Raw genomic sequence first — 21,429 nt, 5'->3', positions numbered from 1 at the left:
GCCCGCGGAGCAGGGCGCTATAGTTGCTTTTAATAAACGCTACGTTTAATCATGTGCGGCAATTCCTAACCTAAAAGTCAACAAAAGGGTCGTTTCCATGAAAGTCAGTGCGCGTAACGTATTCAAGGGCCAGGTCAGCCAGGTCCAGGATGGGGCGGTCAACGCCGAAGTCGTGTTGACCCTGTCGGGCGGCGAGCAGTTGGTGGCGGTGGTGACCATGGAAAGCATCCGCAACCTGGGCATCGCCGTGGGCAAGGAAGCGGTCGCGCTGATCAAGGCGCCGTGGGTGATGCTGATGACTGAATCCAGCGACATCCGCCTGTCGGCCCGCAATTGCCTGGAAGGCAAGGTGTTGAGCGTGAATGACGGCGCGGTGAATGCTGAGGTGGTAATTGAATTGGCGGGCGGTTCGAAGGTGTTTTCCATCGTCACCCGCGATGCGGTGGCCGAGCTGGGCCTGAAGCCGGGTGTAAGTGCGACGGCGGTGATCAAGGCGTCTCATATCATCCTGGGCGTGCCGGCCTGATAAAACCCCACACAACGTAGCAGCTGTCGAGCCCAAGCGAGGCTGCGTTTGCGGTGTATCTGACACACCACCGACGCAGCCTCGCTTGGGCTCGACAGCTGCTACGGGATGTCTGGTTGCCGCGCGTTTGTTGTTGAAACGGGCTATTGCGCTAAGGCGCCAGCCGGGTGAACACGTAATCGTGGTTCTTCACCAACGCCTGATGGCAGGCAAAGCATGTCTCATGCTGCGCCTGGTCCACCGGCTTGCCGTTGATGAACCGTCCAAAACCCCAGCCTCCGGTCGCTGCATATTTCTTCGAGTCCTTGACCATGAACTGCACAGTGGTGGCCGCGCCGGGAATCGAGGCGGTCTTGAACTCCGGCGATTGCACATGTTTCCAGGCCAGTTTAGCCAGCACGGTGCCGTCAGGGAACGGCAGCGTGCCGTCGCGGTAAGCCTTGAGCGCCACTTTATTGCCCAGCACCACTCGCAGTTCGTTCAGCGGGTCGGCTTCCTGGGCCGGCGCGATCAGCTCCCATTGGCGGTAGCCATCGGGAATGGTCACGCCGTAGATCGGTGACGGCTCGCGGGTGGGCGCGCCGCCAAAGGCGAACCCGGTAGCCGTGGCCACAATGGCGGCTGTTGCAGCGACGAGTGCAGCTAGGTCCAGGCGCTTCATCACAGGTGGTCCGCATCAATCACAGCCTTGGCAAAGGCTTGCGGTGCTTCCTGCGGCAGGTTGTGGCCGATGCCGCCGCTGATCAGCCGGTATTCGTACTTGCCGGTGAAGCGCTTGGCGTAGTCCTGCGCTGCCGGGTGCGGCGCGCCGTTGGCGTCGCCTTCCATCGTGATGGTGGGCACGCCGATGGACGGGGCGGTGGCGAGTTTTTGTTCCAGCGCTGCATATTGCTTCTCGCCCTGGACCAGGCCCAGGCGCCAGCGGTAGTTGAAGATCGACACGGCGACGTGGTCGGGGTTGTCCAGGCCTTTGGCGCTGCGGTCGAAGGTGGCGTCGTCAAACGCCCATTTCGGCGAGGCGAGCTGCCAGATCAGCTTGGCGAAGTCGTGGGTGTTTTGCGCGTAGCCGGCAGCGCCGCGATCGGTGGCAAAGTAGAACTGGTACCACCATTGCAATTCGGCCTTGGGCGGCAGCGGGTTTTTACCGGCCGCCTGGTTGCCGATCAGGTAACCGCTGACCGACACCAGCGCCTTGACCCGCTCTGGCCAGAGCGCCGATACAATGTCGGCGGTGCGTGCGCCCCAGTCGTAGCCGCCGAGCACGGCGTGTTTGATGTTGAGGGCGTCCATGAAGTTGATCAGGTCGACGGCAAGTGCGGCCGGCTGGCCGTTGCGCAGGGTCTTGGCCGACCGGAAACGGGTGTCGCCGTAGCCCCGGGCATAGGGCACCAGCACGCGGTAGCCTTGGGCGGCCAGCAAAGGGGCAACCTGCGCGTAGCTGTCAATGTCGTAGGGCCAACCGTGCAGCAGGATCACCACCGGGCCATCGGCCGGGCCGACTTCGGCGTAGGCTACATTAAGCAACCCCGCGTTTACGTGTTTCAACGGGCCAAACGCCGTTTCGGTGCTGGCGCTGGCAGCCGTTGGCGCTTGAAGGGTTTGTGCGCTGGCAACACCGAGGGCCCCGTACTGCAAAAACGCGAAGGCCAGCAGCGAAGCGCCCATCAGGCGGCGGGGCTTGAAGCGCGGTGGTGTGTTCAACGCAGTGTGCATGGCGAGTCTCCAGCGGCGGGTAGTGTGCGTGCCCACAGTTGAACGCCGTTGTGTATCTGGCCTGTTTCGAGAAAACCGCCGGGTTAAAGCGTTTGTATCCCAGGGCGGGCTGGACACACTGCGATACACAGCTCAGGGGATCCGCGTGGCCCTGTACACCAGGCTGGGTGCCTGCCCGGGTACATCGTCCAATTCATCGATACGCTGCATGCCGATTTTTTCCAGCACTTTGATCGAGGCTGCATGCGCCGGTCGAACCACGCCGTAGACGGTTGGCTGGCCCAGTTCGACAAAGCCAAATTGCAATGCCGCCCTGGCAAGCTCTGTGGCAAATCCCTGGCCCCAGGCGCTGACGGCGAAACGGTAGCCCAGGTTGATTCGCTCCACCGTGCCGTAGTGGTACAACGTGATGCCGCCAAAGCCGATTACGCATTCCGGCGCCTCTTGGGTCGCAATTGCCCATTGGCCAAAACCATGGTCTGCCCAATGCTTGAGCCAGCGGGCAAGGGCGGCTTTGGCTTGAGGGAGGTTGGCCAGTGGGCCCGCCGGGTTGTAGCGATTGGTCTCGGGGTCGCCATAGATGGCGAACACACTCGCTGCATCGTTCACCGTCGGGGGCCTGAGAACCAGGCGTTGGGTGGTTATTGGGTGGGTATTCATGAGTAGGCTCTGATCCCTGGAGCGCGAGAGAAGGTGTTCACCTATATTTATCCTGCTTTCGGCGCTCTGGCACGCTTGATTCAGTTGTTAGGGCTACTGGCAGGATGCCACAATGGCACTTTGTCGCGGCAGTATGATCAGGCGGACCAAATGAATGGCCTTGGGCGTGGGCAGGACCAGGATTGCTTCATCGAGGAGCAGGTACGAACAGATCGGTTGCATCAGCTATTTCGACAGTCATTCTCTGCGGTTTTCGGCAGTTATATGGCGGCCGCCATGCTGTGCTGGCTGTGCTGGGAACGGTTTGACCACACGGTAATAATGGTCTGGCTGGTGGTGTTGGCCGGCACGTCACTGTTGCGTGTATCGATGTTTATGGCCTGGTTTCGCTGCCCCAACCATGAGCGCACTCCCGCCCGCTGGGAACGGCGCTACTGGATCACGCTGATGCTGTCTGCCGGGGTATGGGGCGCAGGCGCACTGGCGCTGATACCGACTGACGACCGACTGTCCCAGGCTTTGGTGATGCTGTTTACCGTGGGCATGTCCGTCAGCGCGGTCTCGTGTTATTCGGCCTATCGCTACATGACGCTGGTGTCCATGGCCCTGGTACTGCTGCCGTGTACGGTGTGGCTGCTGTTTCAACCGTCCTCGATGCAAGTGGGCATGGGGCTGGCGGTGCTGGTGTTTTCTTCCTTTGTAGGCGGCGCCACGCGCAAACTCTCCGATGCCCTGGAGAAAGCCTTTCGCCTGACCCGGCAAATGGAACGCGCCCACAATATCTCCACCCGCGCCGCACAAACCGACGAACTCACCGGCCTGATGAATCGCCGGGCGTTTTTTGAACATGCGCAGTTGCTGTACGAGCAATGCCGGCAGCACCAGCAACCCTTATGCGCGCTGATGATGGACATGGACCACTTCAAAAACATCAACGACACCTACGGCCACCAGGCCGGCGACCAGGTGCTGCGGCAAATTGGCGGGGTGATCAGCGCGTCGTTTCGCCAGGCCGATGTCTATGGCCGGTTGGGCGGCGAAGAGTTTGCGGTGCTGTTGCCGGACACCTCGCTGGAGACCGGGCGCGACATCGCCGAGCAGTTGATCAAGGCCATCGCCGGGCTGACCAGCGAGCCGGTGCATGGGCTTACCGCCAGCCTCGGGGTGGCCTGGGCCCGGGCTGTGGATCAAGACTTGCACGGGCTGATGAACACGGCAGACAAGGCGCTTTACCGGGCAAAGGCCCTGGGGCGCAACCAGGTGGCGGTGGCCGAGTAGCTTCAGCCCTTGAGCAGCGCCTTGGCCAGCACCTGTGAAACCTGGTCGGCCGAGTAGGGTTTGGGCAGGAACGCCAGGCCTTCATAGCCGCTTTCGGCCAGTTCCTCGCTGTAACCCGAGGTCAGGACTACCGGCAAGTCGGGCCTGCGCCGGCGCAATTCCCTGGCCAGTGCCACGCCGCTGATGCCGGGCATCACCACATCGGAAAATACCGCGTCGAACGCCATAGCATCCTCGCCGGCCAGCGCCAGCGCTTGTTCGCCATGGGTTGCCCAGGTGGTCTGGTAGCCCAGGTCCTGGAGGATCTGATTGGCAAAGGCGCCTACTTCCAGGTTGTCTTCCACCACCAGGATATGGCGCTGGGCGTCTTCCGCGATCAGCCCGCCAGCCGCCTCGGTGCCGCGCTCGGAACCCTCTTCGGGCGCCACTTGCGGCAGGTACAGGGTAAACACCGTGCCTTGGTCGACCCTGCTCGCGACATCAACGTTGCCGCCCGATTGCTTGACGAAACCGAACACTTGGGACAAGCCCAGGCCGGTGCCCTTGCCGACGTCCTTGGTGGTAAAAAACGGTTCGAAGATGCGCTCGAAAGATTCACCGGGAATACCGCTGCCGGTGTCGGTCAGTGCAATCGCGATGAACGCCTGGCGCGAGCCAGCATCGCCCCGGATGCGCGGCAGCGGTTGGTCGGCGTCCAGGCGCAGGGTGAGGGTGCCTTGGCCGTTCATGGCGTCCCGGGCATTAAGGGCGATGTTGATCAGGGCGGTTTCAAACTGGCTGGAGTCGGCACGGATGTAACACGGTTGCCCGGGCAGTTCGACCCGCACCTGAATCCGCGCGCCCGTGACCGTCTCGAGCATCTCGCCAATATTTTTTACCCGCAGGCATGCGTCGAATACTTGCGGGTTCAGCGGCTGGCGCCGAGCAAAGGCGAGCAACTGGCTGGTCAATTTGCCTGCCCGTTCCACGGTGTCGGTGACGGCGCTCATGTACCGCTGGCGACGTTCTTCGGACAGGCTCGGCATGCGCAGAAAATCCACGGACGAGCGAATGATGGTCAGCAGATTATTGAAGTCGTGAGCCACGCCACCGGTCAACTGGCCAATGGCTTCGAGTTTTTGTGATTGGCGCAACGCCGCTTCGGTCTGGGCCAGCAGGGTGCTCCTTTCGTCGACCCGCTGCTCCAGGGTTGCATTCAGCTCGGCCAGGCGCCGGGACAGGACGACGGTGGCGGTGGTTTCGGTCACGGTGTCGAGCATGCCGACCACGGTACCTTGCACATCGCGAATCGGGCTGTAGCAAAAGGTGAAATATGCCTGCTCCGGTGCACCGCCGCGTTCGACGATCAACGGGAAGTTTTCGATGAAGGTGGCTTCACCGGCAAAGGCTGCGTCGGCGATGGGGCTGATTTGGGCCCAGGCTTCCTGCCAGATCTCGCTGAAAGGCCGCCCGAGTGCGTCGGGCTTGTTGCCAAGAATCGGCATAAACCCGTCGTTGTACAGGGTGACCAGCGAAGGCCCCCAGACGATTGCCTGGGGAAAGCTTGAGGCGAGGCACAGCGCAACGGTGGTCTTGAGCACATCCGGCCAGTGGTCCAGCGTCCCAAGTGGCGTGGTGGCCCAGTCGTGATGCCGGAACCGTTCGGCCATTTCGCCGCCGCCTTGCAGCCAGTTTGTCATTCGGTGCGCGCCTTTTTGCCACGGGTTGCTGAAGTAGGGGTGCCAACGTACAGACACCCCTGGATTCAGCCAGTTCAGCAGGATTATCGACTAGATGGCATTTTAATGTCTGCGCCAATAATCACGCTTCGCGCCGGCCAAAAATAGGCGAGCAAGCGTGCTCCCACAAAAAGCCGGCTACCAACCTGAATACCATGTTGCGCTTTAGATCAGGGTAATCAGTACATCAATATTGCCGCGGGTTGCCTTCGAATACGGGCAGGTCTGGTGGGCCAGGTCGACCAGCGCCTGGGCGACCGAGTGTTCGATACCCGGCAGGCTGACGCGCAGGCGGGCTTGCAGGGAGTAGCCATGTTCCGGGCTGTGCAGCAGGTCTACCTCGGCGTTCACCGCTGTGCCAGCCGGCAGGCGAACCTGAAGGGTTTGCGCGGCCTTGCCCATCGCGCCGATAAAGCAGGCGGACCAGCCGGCACCGAACAACTGCTCGGGATTGGTGCCCGCAGCCCTGGAGCCTGGCGGCGCCAGCTTGATGTCCAGTTGCAGGTCATCGCTGTGGGACGCGCCTTCACGCCCGCCAGTGGTGTGGGTCTTGCCGGTGTAGAGCACGGTGCTGTTCTGGGACATGACGGTTTCCTGATAAGTGGCCTCGGGGTGGGCCGGTGTGCACAGGAAACCGTGCTGGCGTATCCGTAATGTTTCACTCCCGGGGGCGCAACGCCTCGCAGTGTGTCGAACCGCTGCGAGGATACCCTGGGATACACACCGCTACTGCTGCGCGCCAAATAACCCGGTCCAGTAGATACCCGCGTCACTCTTCGGGTCCATGGCATAGGCGGCGCCCATTTCGCGGAACTGCGGGTTCATCAGGTTGGCGCAGTGCCCGGGGCTGGCGAGCCAGCCGTCGACCACCTTGCGTGGGGTGTCCATGCCGGCGGCGATGTTTTCGCCGATCTGCTGGCCGATGTAGCCTGCCAGTTCTGCCCGGTCGCCCGGGGTGCGGCCGTCATGGTCCAGGTGATCGAAGAAGTTGCCGTTGGCCATGTTGCGGGCGTGGCCAGCGGCGGCGCTGGCGAGTTCTTCGTTCCAGCTCAGGGGCGTGGTGGCAGCAAACGCCTGGACGCCACACTGCCGCGGTTGTTGGCGGGCGGCGTTGATGATGTCGAGTACCTTCCTGCCTTCGGTCTGGGTTTCACCCAGGCCGCTGGTCAGCAGCGGGCGGGCCAGCACAATACGCCAGTCCTGGCCGCTGTTGCTCACGCCGATATCGATAAATTGCGGGTCGAGCACCACCCGGCAAAAACTTTCGCGCACCGCTTTCATCGCGGCCTCGGCATTCTTGGGCCCGCTCAGGCTGATGGCCTGCACGTTGACCATCGGGTACGCCGCCCGCGCCAGCGCCTGCTGTAAGTCGCCGACACTGTTGACCGGCAACACCAGCCGCGAGTCGCTGGCCAGGGGCGGCAACTCCTGGGAACCTTGGTTGCCGCAGCGCTGGACCTGGCTGCGGTATTGATTGATCGAGTCGACCAACAGGCTTTCTTCACCCGCCTGCGCCTGGGCGCTAAACACCAGACTGGCGGCCAGCGTCGTAAGACCCATCATCAATGACAGAACGCGCATGGACGTTTCCCTTGAGCTTGAAAGTGCCCATGATGCGCGATGAAGGGGCATCCATGCACCCGTTGGTCCGAACTTTTTGCCTCAGTTCTTGAATGCCGAGTGTTTACGGCCCTGGTCACACAAGGCGAACACCACCACCAGCAGGGACGAGATCGCAAGGATTATCACAACGCCATCAGTGGAGTGAGTGGCTGACGCAGCGACCATCGACAACGCCCCTAATGGCGCCAGGCCACCTGCGATCGCGGTGCCGATTTCGCGCCCGGTGCCAAAGCCCGAAGAGCGGGTTTGAGTCGGGAATTGGCGGCTCAGGAACGAACCCTGCGGGGCAAACATCATGGGCGCGAGGATGCCGGTGCCCACCCCGATGGCGACATAGATCATCAGGCTCTCGCCGGTATTGAGCAGCGCGAGGAACGGGTAGGCAAACAGCAGCGAGAACAGGCCCCCGAGCATCAGCACGGTCTTGCTGCTCCACTTGTCGCACAGCCAGCCGAAGCACGGCACGGCGACGATGGCGATCAGGCTGGCGATGGTTACCGACAGCGAGGTGACGTGCACATCAACGCCCTTGAACTGGGTCAGGTACGCCAGGGAAAAAGTCTTGAAGATGTAGCTCAGAGCGTTGTAGCCAATCGCCACGAAAAACACCACCGCGAGTCCCTTGAGGTCGTTCTTGAACAGCGCCTTGAGCGGCGAGGCCTGGGCTTTCGCGGTTTCCTTGCTCAGTTCCTTGAACTCCGGGGTTTCCGGAATGCTGTTGCGTACCCACAGGCCTACACCCACCAGGGCGATGCTGCAAATGAACGGAATCCGCCAGCCGCCGGCCAGCAGGAATTCATTGCCGTTGATGGTCAGCAGGTACACGGTCAGCGACGACAGCAACAAGCCCAGGTTCAGCCCCAGCGCCGGCCATGCACCCTGGCTGCCGCGTTTGCCTTCGCTGGCGTGCTCGTAGGAGGTGACCGCCGCGCCGGACAATTCGGCCCCGGCGCCCAAGCCCTGGATGATGCGGATAAACACCAGCACGATTGGCGCCCAGATGCCGATGGAGGCGTAGCTGGGGATCAGCCCGATCAGGGTGGTGCACACGCCCATCATGCAGAAGGTCAGCACCAGCACTTGTTTACGCCCGAATTTGTCGCCCAGGTAGCCAAACAGGATGCCGCCAAACGGGCGTGCGATAAAGCCGATGGCAAAGGTGGAAAACGCCATCAGCGTCGCGGCTTTCGGGTCGCTGTTATCGAAGAAGATCTTCGAGAACACAATCGCCGCCATGGTGGCGTACAGATAAAAGTCATACCACTCCAGCATCGAGCCGAAGATGGTTGCGGCCGCGACTTTGCGCAGGCGTTTGCTGGTTTGTTCGGGCGTTTCGGTGTCTGGGGTGCGGGCTGTTGCCGTCATTCTGGAGTTCCTTCCTGGTCATTATATTTATTGTCAAAGTGAGGCGTATTGCGGTGTGTCAGGCGGGCGTGAACATGCGGTCGGCGATCATCGCGCCGATAGGAATCGCGGAGGTGGCAGCGGGTGAAGGCGCATTGCACACGTGGAGCATTCGCGGGGTCTGGGCGAAGAGGAAGTCGTGCACCAGGGTGCCGTCGCGCATCACGGCCTGGGCGCGGATGCCGGCTTCATAGGGCAGCAGGTCTTCGATGTTCAGCGAGGGGCAGTACTTGCGGCATTGCGCCAGGTAGCCGGACTTGAACAGTGAATTCTTCATCTCGACGCTGCCGGAGCCGAGGTTCTGCCAGATGGTTTTCCAGAAGCCCGGGAAGCTTGCGTACTGCGCCACGTCGCGCCAGTTCACCGAAAACTTGCGATAGTTTTCGCGGCCAAGGCCCAGTACGGCGTTGGGGCCGACGGTGACGCTGCCGTCGATCATGCGGGTCAGGTGCACACCGAGAAACGGCAGCTCCGGGTCGGGAATCGGGTAGATCAGGTGGTTGACGAGGTTGTTTTTCGATGCTGGCAGGCGGAAGTATTCGCCGCGAAACGGGATGATCTGGTGGTCGATCTTTACCCCGGCCATCACCGCCAGGCGGTCCGATTGCAAGCCGGCGCACACCACCAGGTGTTTGGCCTGCCAGCTTTCGCCACGGGTGCTGACGGTGACTTTGTCGGTGTCCTCGACGATCGCGGTGACGGTGCGTTCCAGGCAGATTTCCCCGCCGGCGCGGCGGATCACCCGGGCCATGGTTTCGCAGACTTCGCGGTAATCGACGATGCCGGTGGTGTCGAGAAACAGCCCGCCCAGCCCGACGATGTTCGGTTCGCGCTGGCGCAACTGGTCGGCGTCCAGGCGTTCGACCTTCATCCCGTTGAGCTGCGAGCGGGCGTAGAGCGCTTCCATCCGCTGCACTTCCAGCGGCGTGGAGGCCACCAGCAGCTTGCCACACACCTCGAACTTGATGCCGTGCTCGGTGCAGAACTGCTTGGTGGCTTCGGCGCCGCGCTTGCACAAATCGGCCTTGAGGCTGCCCGGCGCGTAATAGATGCCGGCATGGATTACCCCGCTGTTGTGGCCGGTCTGGTGCTTGGCCAGCAGGCTTTCCTTTTCCAAAATCACCAAAGAGGCGTTGGGCTGGCGCTTGAGCAACTCCATCGCAGTGGCCAGGCCGACGATGCCGCCGCCGATGATGCAAAAGTCATAAATCATTGTTTTAAGTACCTACGCATTTCAGTCTGCTTATCAGGTTGTCAGACTAATGGTTTTATTAAAAAAACGGCGTACCCAAGGCACGCTTCAAAAGGGTCTGGATCGGTCAGTTGATGGCGGGCAATTCCAGGTTCAGGCGCCTGGCTGCGGCGCGCAAGTGCGCCTCGGCACAGGCGGCGGCGCCTTGGGCATCACTGTCGAAGATGGCCTGGTACAGCGCGGTGTGTTCCTGGGTGGCGTCGGCCGAGCCGCTGACGAAGCGGGTGGCAGAGTTTTCCCAGGCGGTCTTGCGGGCGCTGGCCAGTTGGCTTCTGAGGAAGTCATGAAAGGCCACGAAATAATCGTTCTTGCTGGCCTCGGCGATGGCGCGATGGAATTCCACATCGGCCAGGGCGGCGGCTTCGAAGTCGGCGCGCTTGTCGTGCATTTCCTGCAGGGCGCTTTTCATGCGCAGCAGGTCTGCAGCGTCGCGGCGCAGGGCGGCAATCGAGGCGGCCTGGGTTTCGATCCACAGGCGCACTTCGAACATCTGCGCCAGGTCCGGGCGGCGGCCGTTTTTTTCCGGGAAGCGGAATACAGTGCCGGCCGGGGTTTGCGAGATAAATGAGCCCAGGCCACGGCGGGCGGTGAGTACGCCGTCGGCCTTGAGCTGGGCAATCGCTTCGCGCACCACCGAACGGCTGACATTGAGCTGTTCAGCCAGTTGCTGTTCGGTGGGCAGGCGTGCCTCGGGCGCCAGTTGGCCAGAATCGATTTCGGCGCGGATGGCGCTGACAACGCGCACAACGAGCGAATCAGGGCGCTGGAGCTCAAGCATGGGAAAACCTTGGTGATCAGGTTGTCAGACAATAGTCGTAACGATTTTATCTTGTCAAGATATGTGTCGCCCTGGCGCTGGCCCGCAGCACCGACCTGATCGCCAGCGTACCCGAGCGCCATACCGCCAACCTGCACAGCGACCTCCACCGCTTTGCGCTGCCGTTCGCGTTCCCGGACTTCACCGTGTCGATGCTCTGGCACCCGCGCCTGGACGCCGACAGCCGAGCCTGGCTCACCAATTTGGAAAGCACCGACTCCCTGTGGCGAGGGAGCTTGCTCCCGCTGGGCTGCGGAGCAGCCCCAAAACCTGCATCCTGTTTCTAGCTGAAAGAACGCGGTGTGTTTGATTGGGGCTGCTACGCAGCCCAACGGGAGCAAGCTACCTCGCCACAATAGGACTGAAGTAATTCGCTCCGGGCCTACTGCGGCCCTTCAACAGGTACAATCCGCCCAGCCTTGACACGAAACACCAGGAATTCGAATGTTCAGCCTTACCCGTTACGAAACACCATGCCCCGAACCGATCAACGCGCAGATCCTGCAGATGGTGGTCGACTACCTGACCGACATCAGCATGGTCGCCATCGCGCCGAGCAACCTGCTGTACAACGTGTACCAGTATGCGATCGGCTATGAGGTGCACCTGTACCTGGAGGCGCTGGGCGGGTCGAAGGGCATTGCGGTTGAATTGATCGTCGCGCTGGACGCGCAGGAGCAGGTGATTGGCTTCCTGCTTTACCTGCCGGTGAAGGACGATCCCGAGGCGTGCGGCGTGGCCTACATGGCGGTGCACGCCAGCCATCGGCGCAAAGGCGTGGCGCGGGCGATGATGCAGGACATGCTGGCTCGCTACCCTCACGCCGAACTGACCTGCGCGGTGGAGAAGGTGCCGGCGTTTGAGTCCATGGGCTTTCAACTGCGCGGTGTGCGTGGCACTCAGGTGTTGATGAACACCCGCGACTACAGCACGGACGGCTTGATGGGGTTGCTGGATGTGGCGTCGATCTACAGCTCGCTGGAGGTGCGGCAGATCCACACCTACCTGCTGCAAAAGCACGGCAAGCGGGCGATGATCGATGCCGAGAAACAGCGCGACCGGCACTTCGACCAGATGACCCACAAAGCCCGGATGTTTGTGCACGCAAGGCTGGGGTGACGCAGCACAATGTGGGAGCGGACCCGCTCCCACATTGTGATTGGTATGCCTGTTATGGCTTGGCCAGGTTCCAGTTGCCGCCAACGCCGTCACCGGTGATGTCGCCCGGCTTGCTGTCCTTGACCCAGGTGTACAACGGCTGGCCTTTGTAAGCCCACTGCTTACTGCCATCGTCACGGCTGACCACGGTGTAGCCGTCGGCATCCTTGGCACCGGCCGAGGCGGTCAGGGCCGGCCAGTTGGCCAGGCATTGGCCGTTGCAGGCGGATTTGCCGGCGCTGTCCTTGGCGAAGGTGTACAGGGTCATGCCCTTGCCATCCACCAGGACTTTGCCCTTGGCGCTGTCGGCGATTTTGGCAGGGGCGGCGAAGGCCATGGTCGAAGCACACGCAATCATGACAGCGGCAGCAAGGGAGAATTTTTTCAACATGACGAACTCCTGGGGGTTTTTCTTGGTTTGAGTACTGGCCTTGTGCTGTATTCACAAGGCGTACTCAGGTAAACACCCGTCGCGCCGGTTTATTCCCCTCATGTGTTTAATTCTTTTAAGCACGGCCCCGATTGACCATAGCCTTGATGCTTGCAAACAGCTCCTCCTGCGCCTCCAACGGGCTGATTTCCCCGCTGGCGGCGGCATGGGACAGGGCATCTGCCGCGCCCAACATTGCACGTAAACCCGCCTGGCCGATCACACCGTCCACGGCAAAGGGGGCGAGGGCGTCGCGGCACTTGCCGAGGAATATCACGTCGTACTCACGCTTGATGGTTTCCAGCTCCGGGCTGCCGGCGAGCGCCGCAATCACGCCCGGTATTTCACGCCCCTGCAGCAACACACAATCGACATAACACGAAGCGATCACCCAAGCGCGGTTGTCCAGGGTGGCGTCGCTGGTCTCGATTGCGGTGGAAAATACCTGGTTCTGACGCGCGTCGAAATCTTCATACAACGCCGCCAACAGCCCCGCACGAGTGCCGAAATGGTCATACACCACCGGCTTGGTAACACCGGCCAATTCGGCAAGGTGCCCCAGCGTCAGGGCGTCAGTGCCTTCTTCGCGCACCAGTTGCCAGGCCACGTCGAGCAACTGGCGTAGCCGGTCATCCCGGGACAGGCGACGGCGAGGGGCAGGGGATTGATCGCTTGACATGCTTATATACCAAAAGTAACTTACCAGCGGTAACTTAGCTCAAGCCTACTCAATTTGCCTTTTCGCCGCTACCCCTGAAGGAGTGACTGCCATGCACGCCCTGATCGTTATTGCTCACCACGACCCACAGTCCCTGACCCACAGCCTCGCCAAACAAGCCGCTGCTGGCATCACGGCCGCCGGCCATACCTTCGAAATCGCCGACCTCGCCGCCGAAGGCTTCGACCCACGTTACAACGCCGCCGACCATAAGGTGCACCGCACCCGGGCCACGCCGCCGGCCGATGTGCTGGCCGAACAGGCCCGGCTCGACCGCGCCGATGCACTGGTGCTGGTGTTCCCGATTTTCTGGTGGTCAATGCCGGCCTTGCTCAAGGGCTGGGTCGACCGGGTGTTCGTCAACGGCTGGGCGATTGACTACAGCCTGGAAACCAAAGTGGTGAAAAAACTCGGCCACCTGCAGGTTCACTTGCTGGGCGTCGGCGGGGCGGACGAGGGGGTGTTTGAACGCCACGGCTATGCCAATGCCATGCGAGCGCAGATCGACCATGGGATCTTTGATTACTGTGGGGCGCAGGTGCTGACGTCCGAGTTGCTGCTGGACTCGGAGAGCGGCGCGGCCGAGCAGCATCTGGAGACGGTGGCGAAGTTGGGGCGACAACTGTTCGTCACGCTGGCCGCTTGCGAGCCTGCCTAAAAAACCGGTTGTTCCAGGCTGCCCTGTATCAGCGTCGCCAACTGAGCGACTGCCGCGCTCGGCGCCTGATGGCTGTGATGCAGGGCGTAGCCAAGGGTCGGCACCGGCGGCAGCCCGTCGAGCACACGCAGGTGCGCCGGCAACCCGATGCGGGTGCGCAAGGTCACGCCCAACCCGGCATCGACCGCCGCCCAGATCCCGCCCACGCTCGGGCTGGTCAACGCAATGCGCCAGGCAATCCCGGCACGGTCCAGCGCCTCGGTGGCCGCGCTGCGCAATACACAGGGCGCCTCGAACATCACCAGTGGCAGCGGCGCATCCTCGGCGCGCGGCAGTGGTGGCTTGTCGCGCGGCCCGATCCAGTGCATCGGTGTTTGCCCCAGGCGCGTGGAGTTGGACTTGGCGTGGCCAGTTTCCCAGGTCAGCGCCAGGTCCAGGCTGGCGCTGTCGATCAGCGCCAGCAGCTCGGCGTTGCGGCCAATCCGCACTTCGAGGCTGATCATCGGGTACAGCCTGGCGAAGCGCCGCAGGATGTCACTGAGCACATGCTCGCCAAAATCCTCCTGTAAGCCCAGGCGCAAGGTGCCGGCGGTTTGGGTTTCGTGGAGGCTGCTGAAGATGCTGTCATTGAGTTCGAGCAATCGCCTGGCATGACTCAGCAGCACCTCGCCCACCGGTGTCAACGCCAGGCCGCGCCCGGATTTACTCAGCACTGGCGTGCCGACCTGTTCTTCGAGTTTCTTTAATTGCGCGCTGACGGCCGAGGTCGAACGACCCAGGCGGTCCGCCGCCCTGGCAAAGCTGTTCAGTTCCACGCCCGTCACGAAGGTCCGCAGTACATCAAGGTCGAAGGTGGGGCGGCGCATTGGATAGTCCATTAAAGCGGGATGGTGGGTGCCATTAAATCTGATATTCGGAACGATCCTGGCTTGCTAGTTTTTGCCCGTCAACTGAATTGTCGGAGCGAGAGTCCATGAGCAACAAATTTACCGAGCTGACCCGCGATGTGCTGTTCGCCGACATCTGGGAGCGTGATGGCCTGTCGCCCAGGGAGCGCAGCCTGATCACTGTGGCGGCATTGGTGGCGATGTATCGCCTGGAGCAATTGCCGTTTCACTTGCAGCGCGCGATGGGCAACGGAGTGAGCGTCCATGAGCTGGGCGAAGTCATCACTCACTTGGCGTTTTATTCCGGTTGGCCGACGGCGGCGTCGGCGCTGAACCTGCTGGCAGCCATCAATCCTGCGGAGTAACCCCATGCCTTACGCCCGAATCTCCCTGCATCGTGGGAAATCCCCCGAGTACCTGCAAGCGCTGTCCCAGGGGCTGCATGACGCCCTGGTTGAAAGCTTCAAGATTCCTGACGCGGATCGTTTTCATGTGATCCACCAGCATGAAGTGGGCGAGATGATCATCGACCCCAACTACCTGGGCGGCCCACGCAGCCACGACTATGTATTGATCGCGATCACCGGCGGTAAACCTCGTGATACCGAGACCAAACGCTGCTTCTACCGGGTGCTGGTGGAGCGATTGGAGGCGGCCATAGGGCTGAACCCTGAGGATGTGATGGTGGTGATTACCACGACCGCGGCGGATGAGTGGTCGTTTGCGGGTGGCAGGGGGAACTGACTCAAAGCTCCCGAAACAAGTCATTAGCATCCAGCAACCGATACGCAATCTCCGGCCGCTTCTCCATGCCCTTGCGAATCGCCGCCGGAATCGACTGCCGGGTCTTGCGACACAGCCCCGGTAACTCTTCGATAACGATCTGAATCCCGCGCATCGTCTTCACTTCCGTATGACCTGGCGCGATGTGCACGCGGATGCCCAGTTGCTGGTGCATCAGCTGTTGCATGCGTTCCAGGTCCGACAGGCTTTGCAGGTTTTCAAGGCGTTCGAGCAGGCGTTTTTCTTCCTGGCGCGTCAGGTGCAGGATGCGTGCATCGGTGCCGGCTGTGTCGAGCAGTTGCTCGCGATTGCAGTCGCAGGCGCCGGGTGGGCAGGGTTGGCGAATCGTCATGAAGTCTCCCTCCCGTTACCGGCGCCGATGGCTTACCAGGTCAAATGGACCCCAAGGCTTTCCAGCTCTTTCCAGTACTCAGGATAGGTCTTGCCGACGCAGTCCGGGTCCTGAATCCTGATGCCCGACACTTTCAGGCCCGCCAGGGCAAAGCACATGGCGATGCGGTGGTCGGCATGGGTGTCGATCAGCGCGTTGCAGGTGGTGCCTGCCAGGGCCGGATCGCTGGCCACCAGCAAATCATCACCTTCAATGGTTGCCAAGCCCGGGCGGATTTCATTCAGGCCGTCATGCAGGGCTTGCACCCGGTCACATTCCTTGACCCGCAGGTTGGCCAGTTCGGTGAAGCGCACCGGTGTGTTATTGAAGGCGGCCAATACGGCGAGGGTGGGGATTGCATCCTGCATTTGCGAGCCGACGACCACCGGCTGCATGTGCGGGAATTGCGCGATCACTGCCTGGGCCTTGGCGTCGGGCTGGGTGAAATCCTGCGGGGCGACACCGAGGTCGATGTGGCCACCGGTCAACACTTCGGCGGCCCACAAATAGGTGGCGGCGGAAGCGTCAGGCTCGATCAGGTAGTCGTGGGCGGTGTAGCCGGTGGGGGCCACGCGCCAGGTGCTTTCATCGACGATGTCCACTTGGGCACCGAAGGCGCGCATGCAGTCCAGGGTCAGGTCGACGTAGCCACGGGCGCCGATGTCCTTGCCGGTCAGCGCCACTTCGATCGGGGCGTCGCCGCATGCTGCCAGCATCAGCAGCGCCGACACGTACTGGCTCGACAGGCCGCCGTCGATCTCGAAACGCTTGGCCTGCACCCGGCCGGTGCCGTGCACGGTGACCGGCGGGCAGCGGGTGGGGCTGTCAACCTTGATGCCATTTTGGCCGAGGGTCGCGAGCAGCGGGCCGATCGGGCGTTTTTGCATGTAGGCGTCGCCGTCCAGCACTACGGTGCCGTGTACGGTGGCCACGGCAGCGGTGAGAAAGCGCATCGCCGTGCCGGCGTTGCCGAGGAACAGCGGTTGCGCCGGCAATTGCAGCTTGCCCAGGCTGGTGACGACGAACGTGGTGTCGTCCGGCTCATCGATCACCACGCCCATCTGCCGCAGGGCCACCGACATGTGGCGGGTGTCATCGCTTTTCAACGCGCCGCTCAAGCGGCTGGTGCCCTTGGCCAGGGCGGCCAGCAGCAGGGCACGGTTGGTAATGGATTTGGAGCCGGGGGGCGCTACCTTGCCGTTCAATGGAAAGTTGGGCGGTGTAACGGTCACGGTTTTCTGCGAACTCAAGGTACAAGGCTCCTGCTTCAAGGCGGCTGGCGTTTGGCGGACACGAATAATCGGCCAAACACGCCACCGTTGTCGAGCGGGGATCGTTGATATTCAGGGGTTACGACGACGTGGGGCACCACTGGTCGAACGGCAGGTGCGTGGTTTGAGCGTCAAGTGACGTTGCCCAAGGGCAAACAAGGCCAGCATGTGTTGGTGCTGATTTAATGTGGCGAGCAAGCTCCCTCGCCACAGGCATTGTGTTCAGGTGCAAGGTAAGTCAGCGTTGAACCAACCAGTAATCGTGCAGCGCACGGGCGGCCGGTTCGATTGTAGCTACCCGTTGTTGATGGGCATCAACATCCAGGTCTGCCGGCAGTTCAAAGTTGTCCTGCTCGGCGCACCAGGAAATCTTCTCAAACTGCCCGGCCTGTTCGGCAGGCAGCTCCGGCCAGTTGCCGATGGCCGCGCCACGGATATAGCCAAAACACCATTCTTCCGCCAGGGTCAGTGGCTGGCCCTGATGCTCGGTTTCTTCAAAGCGCGCTTTAAAGCCTTGCGCATCGGTCGCCAGTTGCTTGGCGATGGCGTTCATATGGCGCACGCACAGTTCAAGGAACTGCCCGGCTTCCTTCGGGCTTTCCCAATCCGGGTTCTGCCCACCAAAGATGCCGGGGAACCATTCGGCCACATCCACCTGCGCAGGGCTTGAGACCAGTGCGGTGAAGTAGCCGTCAAGCTCGGCCAGGTTCAGCACCGAGTGATCATCGCCGTACTTGAGCAGGGTTTCGTCGATGAATTCGAAATCGGCGGAGGTGAGGGGTTGGTCGAGCATGGGCCTGTCCTTTGTGCGTGGAACGCCGCTGATGGGGCGGCTGAAAGCGCGGAGGATGGCGCGTGTCAGGTTTTTAATCCAGCCTCTTCAGCGCTTTTCCCACAACACGCACAGCTTGCTCATGCACATCGAGCCCGCTACCGCGAGAATGATCGGCACCAGGAAGTCGTGATCGATGCGGGTGAATTCCGCCACCAGCACAATCGCCGTCAGCGGCATGCTCATGCTCGACGCCAGGAACGCCGCCGCGCCAATGATCGCAAACGCGCCCAGCGGCACGCCGGGCCACAGCAGGCTCCAGGCGCCGCCGAGGATGATCGCCAGCAATGCGCCGTTGGCCAGCGCCGGGGTCAACAGGCCGCCTTCGGCACCGGCGCGCAGGCTGCTGGCGGTGATCAGTACCTTGACCACCAACAGCACAGCGGCGAGGGCGATGGTCAGCTCATTGTCGAAGCCCAACTGCGCTGGGCCTTTGCCGTTGCCGAGGATCTGCGGCAGGAAAATCGCCAGGCCACCGATGATCGTGAAGTTGATCAACGACAATACCGGCAGCCGCCAACCACGGGCGGCATGGCTGCGGGCTGCGCCGGTCAGGCGCGTGAACCCATAGGCGGCCAGGCCAAACACCGGGCCGCAGATCAGCGCCCAGGCGATCAGGCCGGGGCTGAGTACAAAGTGCGGCACTACGTATTGCGACTTGGCCCCCAGGCCAATCCAGGCCACCGATGCGCCGATGGCCGAGGTGGCCAGCGCAATCACCGCCGCCGGCCAGCTGAACACGCCCACCAACACCTCAAGCACAAACACCGCGCCGCCCAGCGGCACGTTGTACACCGCCGCCAACCCGGCGCCCGCACCGCAGGCGACGATCAGCCGGTGCATGTCGGGTGCCAGGCGGGCCCGTTGTGACAACCAGGTGGCGGCCAGCGCGCCGACTTCCCGTGGCGCCACCTCACGGCCCAGTGGCGACCCGAGGGCCACGGTGATGATTTGCAGCACGGCGTGGGCGAGGGTGGTCTTGGGCGGCATGATCGGCGCGTCGGCCGAGACGGCTTGCTTGATGCTTACCAACGGGCGGCCATAGCGATAGATCAGCCACCAACCGATGCCTGCGATGAGGCCGCAGCTCATCAGCACCAGCACCCGGCGTTCGGGTGAGGCAGCGGTGACACCGAGCAAAAAGGTTTCATGGCTGATCAGGCTGTCGAGGCTGTAGCCGTACGCCAGGTGCTGGATGCCGTGCAGCAGCAACGCCAGGAGCATGCCACCCAGGCCGGCGCCGATGCCGGTAAAGATGACGACGAGGGCGAGAATCAGCAGCGAACGGGTTTTTGAGGGCATGGAGGGTCCAGGGAGCCGGGTTTCGAGGCCGATTCTATAGCGCAATGCTGACGCCATAGCCCCGAGATGTAATGCAAGTGCGCGAACCGGCGTTGCACAACATTGCATTACGTTCAGATTACTTTAACGGCCCGGCCAATTGCCTGAATCGGACCTGTCGGCTTGCCGGTTTTCGAGCCGCCCGGGTTTTCCAGGGTCAGCTCAAACAGCTGGTTCGGCGCCAGCGGCGGGAGTTTGTCCAGGGGCACTGATAACGTCTGCCCGGGCTTGACCAAACCCAGCGACACCGGGCCTTGCCAGTCTTCGCCCTTGGTCCAGAACTGCAAGGTCTTGTCGGCCGGTACTTCCATGACGCCCAGTGGAATCAGCTGGATTTTCTGATCATTACTCGCCTGAATCACCCAGCCCGGCGCCTGGTTTTGCGGGGCGACCAACACCACCACATAAGCGGTCGGGGTCACGCTAGCCGTACGGGTCAGCAACAGCGATGCCAGGACCAGGCTTGCCGCGATGCCGGCGCCAGCCAGCCCGCGCCACAATGCCAGTCTGTTCCACCACGAGACGGGTGGGTCCTGGCTAGCTGAATGCCCCAGGCTGCCCTCGATGCGTCGCCATAAATAAACCGAAGGCGTCGCGGGCGCAGCCTGTTCTGTCAATGGCAGCAGGCGCTGTTCCCAGGCGTCCACCGCCGCACGTAATTCGGGGTCGGTTGCCAGGCGTTGTTGCACTTCGGCGCGTTGCTCGGCGGGCAAGGTGCCGAGCACGTATTCGCTGGCCAGTTCGTCGATGCTGTTCATGCCATGCACTCACGCAATGCCGCGAGGCTGCGTTTGATCCACGCTTTCACGGTGCCCAGCGGGGCGCCGAGTTTGTGCGCGATTTCAGTGTGGGAATAACCGTCTACATACGCATGCAGGATGCAGTTGCGCCGGGCCGGGTCGAGTTGTTCGAGGCAGTTGTAGAGGCGTCCCGAGCGCGCCTGGTAGTCGAAAGTGTCGGTGTGTTCGGTGGTTTCATGCTCTTCGCCGAGGGGCACTTCGCGGCCTTTGCTGCGCATGGCATTGAGCGCCAGGTGCCGGGTAACGCTGTACACCCAGCCGCGGGCCGAGCCTTTGTGGGGGGCAAAGCTGGCGGCGCCATTCCAGATCTTGATAAAGGCGTCATGCACGATGTCTTCGGCTACCGCCTTGTCACGCACGATGCGCAAGGCAACCCCAGCAGCCGGCTGCTTTCCTGTTGATACAGGCGATGCAGGGCCGGTTGTTCGCCACGGGCGCAAGCCAGCAGGCAGGCTTCATAGTCAAAATCGGCTTCAGGCAAAGACAGGGTTCCCTGGTGGAGGCCCCGGCGGTGAGCCCGGGGCGCTTTGGCAGCAGCGTAGACGAGTTTGGTTAATTGGCCGCCCAGAAGATGTAGTCGGCCTGGTACTTCACCACTTCCTGCTTGCCCTTGTTGGCCGCCGTGCATTCGGCACTCGGCGCCACGCCGCCCTTGAGGGCCACCCGTTGAATGTACGCGACGTTAGTCATCGCGCCCTTGCCTTCGGCAGGGTTGGCCTTGACCAGTTGATAGGGCAAGTTGCCGGCGCTGGACGGCGCAACCGCCAACTGGGTGCCTGTGACTTTCGAACCGTCCTTGGCCTGCCAGGTGGCAGGCGGGCCGAAGTAAGTGCCGACCTGCTGGCCGGCGCGGTCATTGAGCACGGCCTTGGGCCCGACGAAAAACCATTCGGTCTGGCCGACGGCGTTGGCCTTGTCCCGGCATTCGTAGGTGATTTCGCCGACCCCGGTGGTTTCCATCGCCACCTTGTGGCCGTCCGGCACCTTGATGCTGTCGGGCAAGCCGGTCTGGGCAAAGGCGGTGGGTGCAGCAACGAACAGGCAGGTCACGCAGAACAAGGCTTTGACGTTCATCGATGTCTCTCCATTAGGGCAGCGAGGTGCTGCTACCGGTACTACCCACGACACGTGCAAACGGATGCAGCGATTAGAAAATAAATCGGCAAGGG

The 21,429-nt window shown here is 62.1% G+C and carries 24 protein-coding genes and 2 pseudogenes; 7 read left to right on the top strand and 19 right to left on the bottom strand.

Features of this window, described 5'->3' with window-relative positions:
* The first annotated feature begins 97 nt into the window (after window positions 1–97).
* Window positions 98–526, top strand: coding sequence for a TOBE domain-containing protein (locus RGV33_RS18045; RefSeq protein ID WP_322145443.1), 429 nt, complete (start codon window positions 98–100; stop codon window positions 524–526).
* A 151-nt stretch (window positions 527–677) separates the two neighbouring features.
* Here the strand turns inward: RGV33_RS18045 and RGV33_RS18040 are convergent, their stop codons facing one another.
* From RGV33_RS18040 to RGV33_RS18030, 3 genes are all read right to left on the bottom strand, one after another.
* Window positions 678–1,187 carry a cytochrome P460 family protein gene (locus RGV33_RS18040; RefSeq protein ID WP_322145442.1) on the bottom strand — a complete coding sequence of 170 codons (510 nt, stop codon included), beginning with the start codon at window positions 1,185–1,187 and terminating at the stop codon, window positions 678–680.
* On the bottom strand, window positions 1,187–2,239 hold the full coding sequence (locus RGV33_RS18035) for an alpha/beta hydrolase (RefSeq protein WP_322145441.1): 1,053 nt from the start codon (window positions 2,237–2,239) through the stop codon (window positions 1,187–1,189). Before RGV33_RS18035 ends, RGV33_RS18040 begins: the two co-directional genes overlap by 1 nt.
* Before the next feature lie 132 nt (window positions 2,240–2,371).
* Window positions 2,372–2,899 carry a GNAT family N-acetyltransferase gene (locus RGV33_RS18030; protein ID WP_322145440.1) on the bottom strand — a complete coding sequence of 176 codons (528 nt, stop codon included), beginning with the start codon at window positions 2,897–2,899 and terminating at the stop codon, window positions 2,372–2,374.
* Window positions 2,900–3,049: 150 nt separating this feature from the next.
* Here RGV33_RS18030 and RGV33_RS18025 point away from each other — a divergent pair, with 150 nt between their 5' ends.
* Window positions 3,050–4,177, top strand: a complete 1,128-nt coding sequence (locus RGV33_RS18025; RefSeq protein WP_322145439.1) for a GGDEF domain-containing protein — start codon at window positions 3,050–3,052, stop codon at window positions 4,175–4,177.
* A gap of 2 nt (window positions 4,178–4,179) precedes the next feature.
* Here the strand turns inward: RGV33_RS18025 and RGV33_RS18020 are convergent, their stop codons facing one another.
* From RGV33_RS18020 to RGV33_RS17995, 6 genes are all read right to left on the bottom strand, one after another.
* Window positions 4,180–5,856, bottom strand: coding sequence for an ATP-binding protein (locus RGV33_RS18020; protein ID WP_322145438.1), 1,677 nt, complete (start codon window positions 5,854–5,856; stop codon window positions 4,180–4,182).
* Window positions 5,857–6,060: 204 nt separating this feature from the next.
* Window positions 6,061–6,480, bottom strand: coding sequence for an organic hydroperoxide resistance protein (locus RGV33_RS18015; protein WP_322145437.1), 420 nt, complete (start codon window positions 6,478–6,480; stop codon window positions 6,061–6,063).
* 141 nt (window positions 6,481–6,621) lie between these two features.
* On the bottom strand, window positions 6,622–7,476 hold the full coding sequence (locus tag RGV33_RS18010) for a CAP domain-containing protein (RefSeq protein WP_322145436.1): 855 nt from the start codon (window positions 7,474–7,476) through the stop codon (window positions 6,622–6,624).
* 81 nt (window positions 7,477–7,557) lie between these two features.
* Entirely contained in the window at window positions 7,558–8,883 is a 1,326-nt protein-coding gene (locus tag RGV33_RS18005) for an MFS transporter (protein WP_322145435.1), read from the bottom strand.
* Between the two features lie 58 nt (window positions 8,884–8,941).
* Entirely contained in the window at window positions 8,942–10,135 is a 1,194-nt protein-coding gene (lhgO, locus tag RGV33_RS18000; protein WP_322145434.1) for an L-2-hydroxyglutarate oxidase, read from the bottom strand.
* 106 nt (window positions 10,136–10,241) lie between these two features.
* On the bottom strand, window positions 10,242–10,952 hold the full coding sequence (locus tag RGV33_RS17995; RefSeq protein WP_322145433.1) for a FadR/GntR family transcriptional regulator: 711 nt from the start codon (window positions 10,950–10,952) through the stop codon (window positions 10,242–10,244).
* 68 nt (window positions 10,953–11,020) lie between these two features.
* On the opposite strand from RGV33_RS17995, the pseudogene RGV33_RS17990 reads away from it, so the two are divergent.
* Window positions 11,021–11,278: pseudogene (locus tag RGV33_RS17990) on the top strand (hypothetical protein); the annotation flags it as partial.
* 157 nt (window positions 11,279–11,435) lie between these two features.
* Window positions 11,436–12,110, top strand: coding sequence for a GNAT family N-acetyltransferase (locus RGV33_RS17985; protein ID WP_322145432.1), 675 nt, complete (start codon window positions 11,436–11,438; stop codon window positions 12,108–12,110).
* Window positions 12,111–12,162: 52 nt separating this feature from the next.
* On the opposite strand, the gene RGV33_RS17980 is transcribed toward RGV33_RS17985, so the two are convergent.
* Both RGV33_RS17980 and RGV33_RS17975 read right to left on the bottom strand, forming a co-directional pair.
* Window positions 12,163–12,540, bottom strand: a complete 378-nt coding sequence (locus tag RGV33_RS17980; RefSeq protein WP_322145431.1) for a hypothetical protein — start codon at window positions 12,538–12,540, stop codon at window positions 12,163–12,165.
* A 115-nt stretch (window positions 12,541–12,655) separates the two neighbouring features.
* On the bottom strand, window positions 12,656–13,258 hold the full coding sequence (locus RGV33_RS17975) for a TetR/AcrR family transcriptional regulator (protein WP_322145430.1): 603 nt from the start codon (window positions 13,256–13,258) through the stop codon (window positions 12,656–12,658).
* Window positions 13,259–13,349: 91 nt separating this feature from the next.
* Between RGV33_RS17975 and RGV33_RS17970 the strand changes: the two genes are divergently transcribed.
* Window positions 13,350–13,955 (top strand): NAD(P)H-dependent oxidoreductase, encoded by a 606-nt coding sequence (locus tag RGV33_RS17970; protein ID WP_322145429.1) that lies wholly within the window; start codon window positions 13,350–13,352, stop codon window positions 13,953–13,955.
* On the opposite strand, the gene RGV33_RS17965 is transcribed toward RGV33_RS17970, so the two are convergent.
* A complete protein-coding gene (locus tag RGV33_RS17965) occupies window positions 13,952–14,821 on the bottom strand; it encodes a LysR substrate-binding domain-containing protein (RefSeq protein ID WP_322145428.1) in 870 nt (289 codons plus the stop codon). The genes RGV33_RS17970 and RGV33_RS17965 overlap by 4 nt on opposite strands.
* A 107-nt stretch (window positions 14,822–14,928) precedes the next feature.
* Between RGV33_RS17965 and RGV33_RS17960 the strand changes: the two genes are divergently transcribed.
* Both RGV33_RS17960 and RGV33_RS17955 read left to right on the top strand, forming a co-directional pair.
* Entirely contained in the window at window positions 14,929–15,207 is a 279-nt protein-coding gene (locus RGV33_RS17960; protein ID WP_322145427.1) for a carboxymuconolactone decarboxylase family protein, read from the top strand.
* 4 nt (window positions 15,208–15,211) lie between these two features.
* Window positions 15,212–15,586 carry a tautomerase family protein gene (locus tag RGV33_RS17955; protein ID WP_322145426.1) on the top strand — a complete coding sequence of 125 codons (375 nt, stop codon included), beginning with the start codon at window positions 15,212–15,214 and terminating at the stop codon, window positions 15,584–15,586.
* 1 nt (window position 15,587) lies between these two features.
* On the opposite strand, the gene RGV33_RS17950 is transcribed toward RGV33_RS17955, so the two are convergent.
* The 7 genes and pseudogenes from RGV33_RS17950 to RGV33_RS17920 form a co-directional block, all read right to left on the bottom strand.
* On the bottom strand, window positions 15,588–15,977 hold the full coding sequence (locus tag RGV33_RS17950) for a hypothetical protein (protein WP_322145425.1): 390 nt from the start codon (window positions 15,975–15,977) through the stop codon (window positions 15,588–15,590).
* A 32-nt stretch (window positions 15,978–16,009) separates the two neighbouring features.
* A complete protein-coding gene (gene aroA, locus RGV33_RS17945) occupies window positions 16,010–17,266 on the bottom strand; it encodes a 3-phosphoshikimate 1-carboxyvinyltransferase (RefSeq protein ID WP_322145424.1) in 1,257 nt (418 codons plus the stop codon).
* A 259-nt stretch (window positions 17,267–17,525) separates the two neighbouring features.
* Window positions 17,526–18,080: a UPF0149 family protein gene (locus RGV33_RS17940; protein ID WP_322145423.1), complete on the bottom strand. Its 555-nt coding sequence runs from the start codon at window positions 18,078–18,080 to the stop codon at window positions 17,526–17,528.
* A gap of 87 nt (window positions 18,081–18,167) precedes the next feature.
* Entirely contained in the window at window positions 18,168–19,421 is a 1,254-nt protein-coding gene (locus RGV33_RS17935) for a chloride channel protein (RefSeq protein ID WP_322145422.1), read from the bottom strand.
* A gap of 113 nt (window positions 19,422–19,534) precedes the next feature.
* The gene (locus tag RGV33_RS17930; RefSeq protein WP_322145421.1) at window positions 19,535–20,218 is read right to left on the bottom strand and encodes an anti-sigma factor domain-containing protein; all 684 of its coding nucleotides are present in this window, start codon (window positions 20,216–20,218) and stop codon (window positions 19,535–19,537) included.
* A pseudogene (locus RGV33_RS17925) lies at window positions 20,215–20,741 on the bottom strand (sigma-70 family RNA polymerase sigma factor). Before RGV33_RS17925 ends, RGV33_RS17930 begins: the two are co-directional and overlap by 4 nt.
* 71 nt (window positions 20,742–20,812) lie before the next feature.
* The gene (locus RGV33_RS17920) at window positions 20,813–21,334 is read right to left on the bottom strand and encodes a DUF3455 domain-containing protein (RefSeq protein WP_322145420.1); all 522 of its coding nucleotides are present in this window, start codon (window positions 21,332–21,334) and stop codon (window positions 20,813–20,815) included.
* Between the last annotated feature and the right edge of the window lie 95 nt (window positions 21,335–21,429).

This window comes from Pseudomonas sp. Bout1 (genome assembly GCF_034314165.1).
GTDB lineage: Bacteria > Pseudomonadota > Gammaproteobacteria > Pseudomonadales > Pseudomonadaceae > Aquipseudomonas.
Note: the sequence above shows the minus strand (reverse complement) of the source record. Positions and strands in the feature narration are given on the sequence as shown.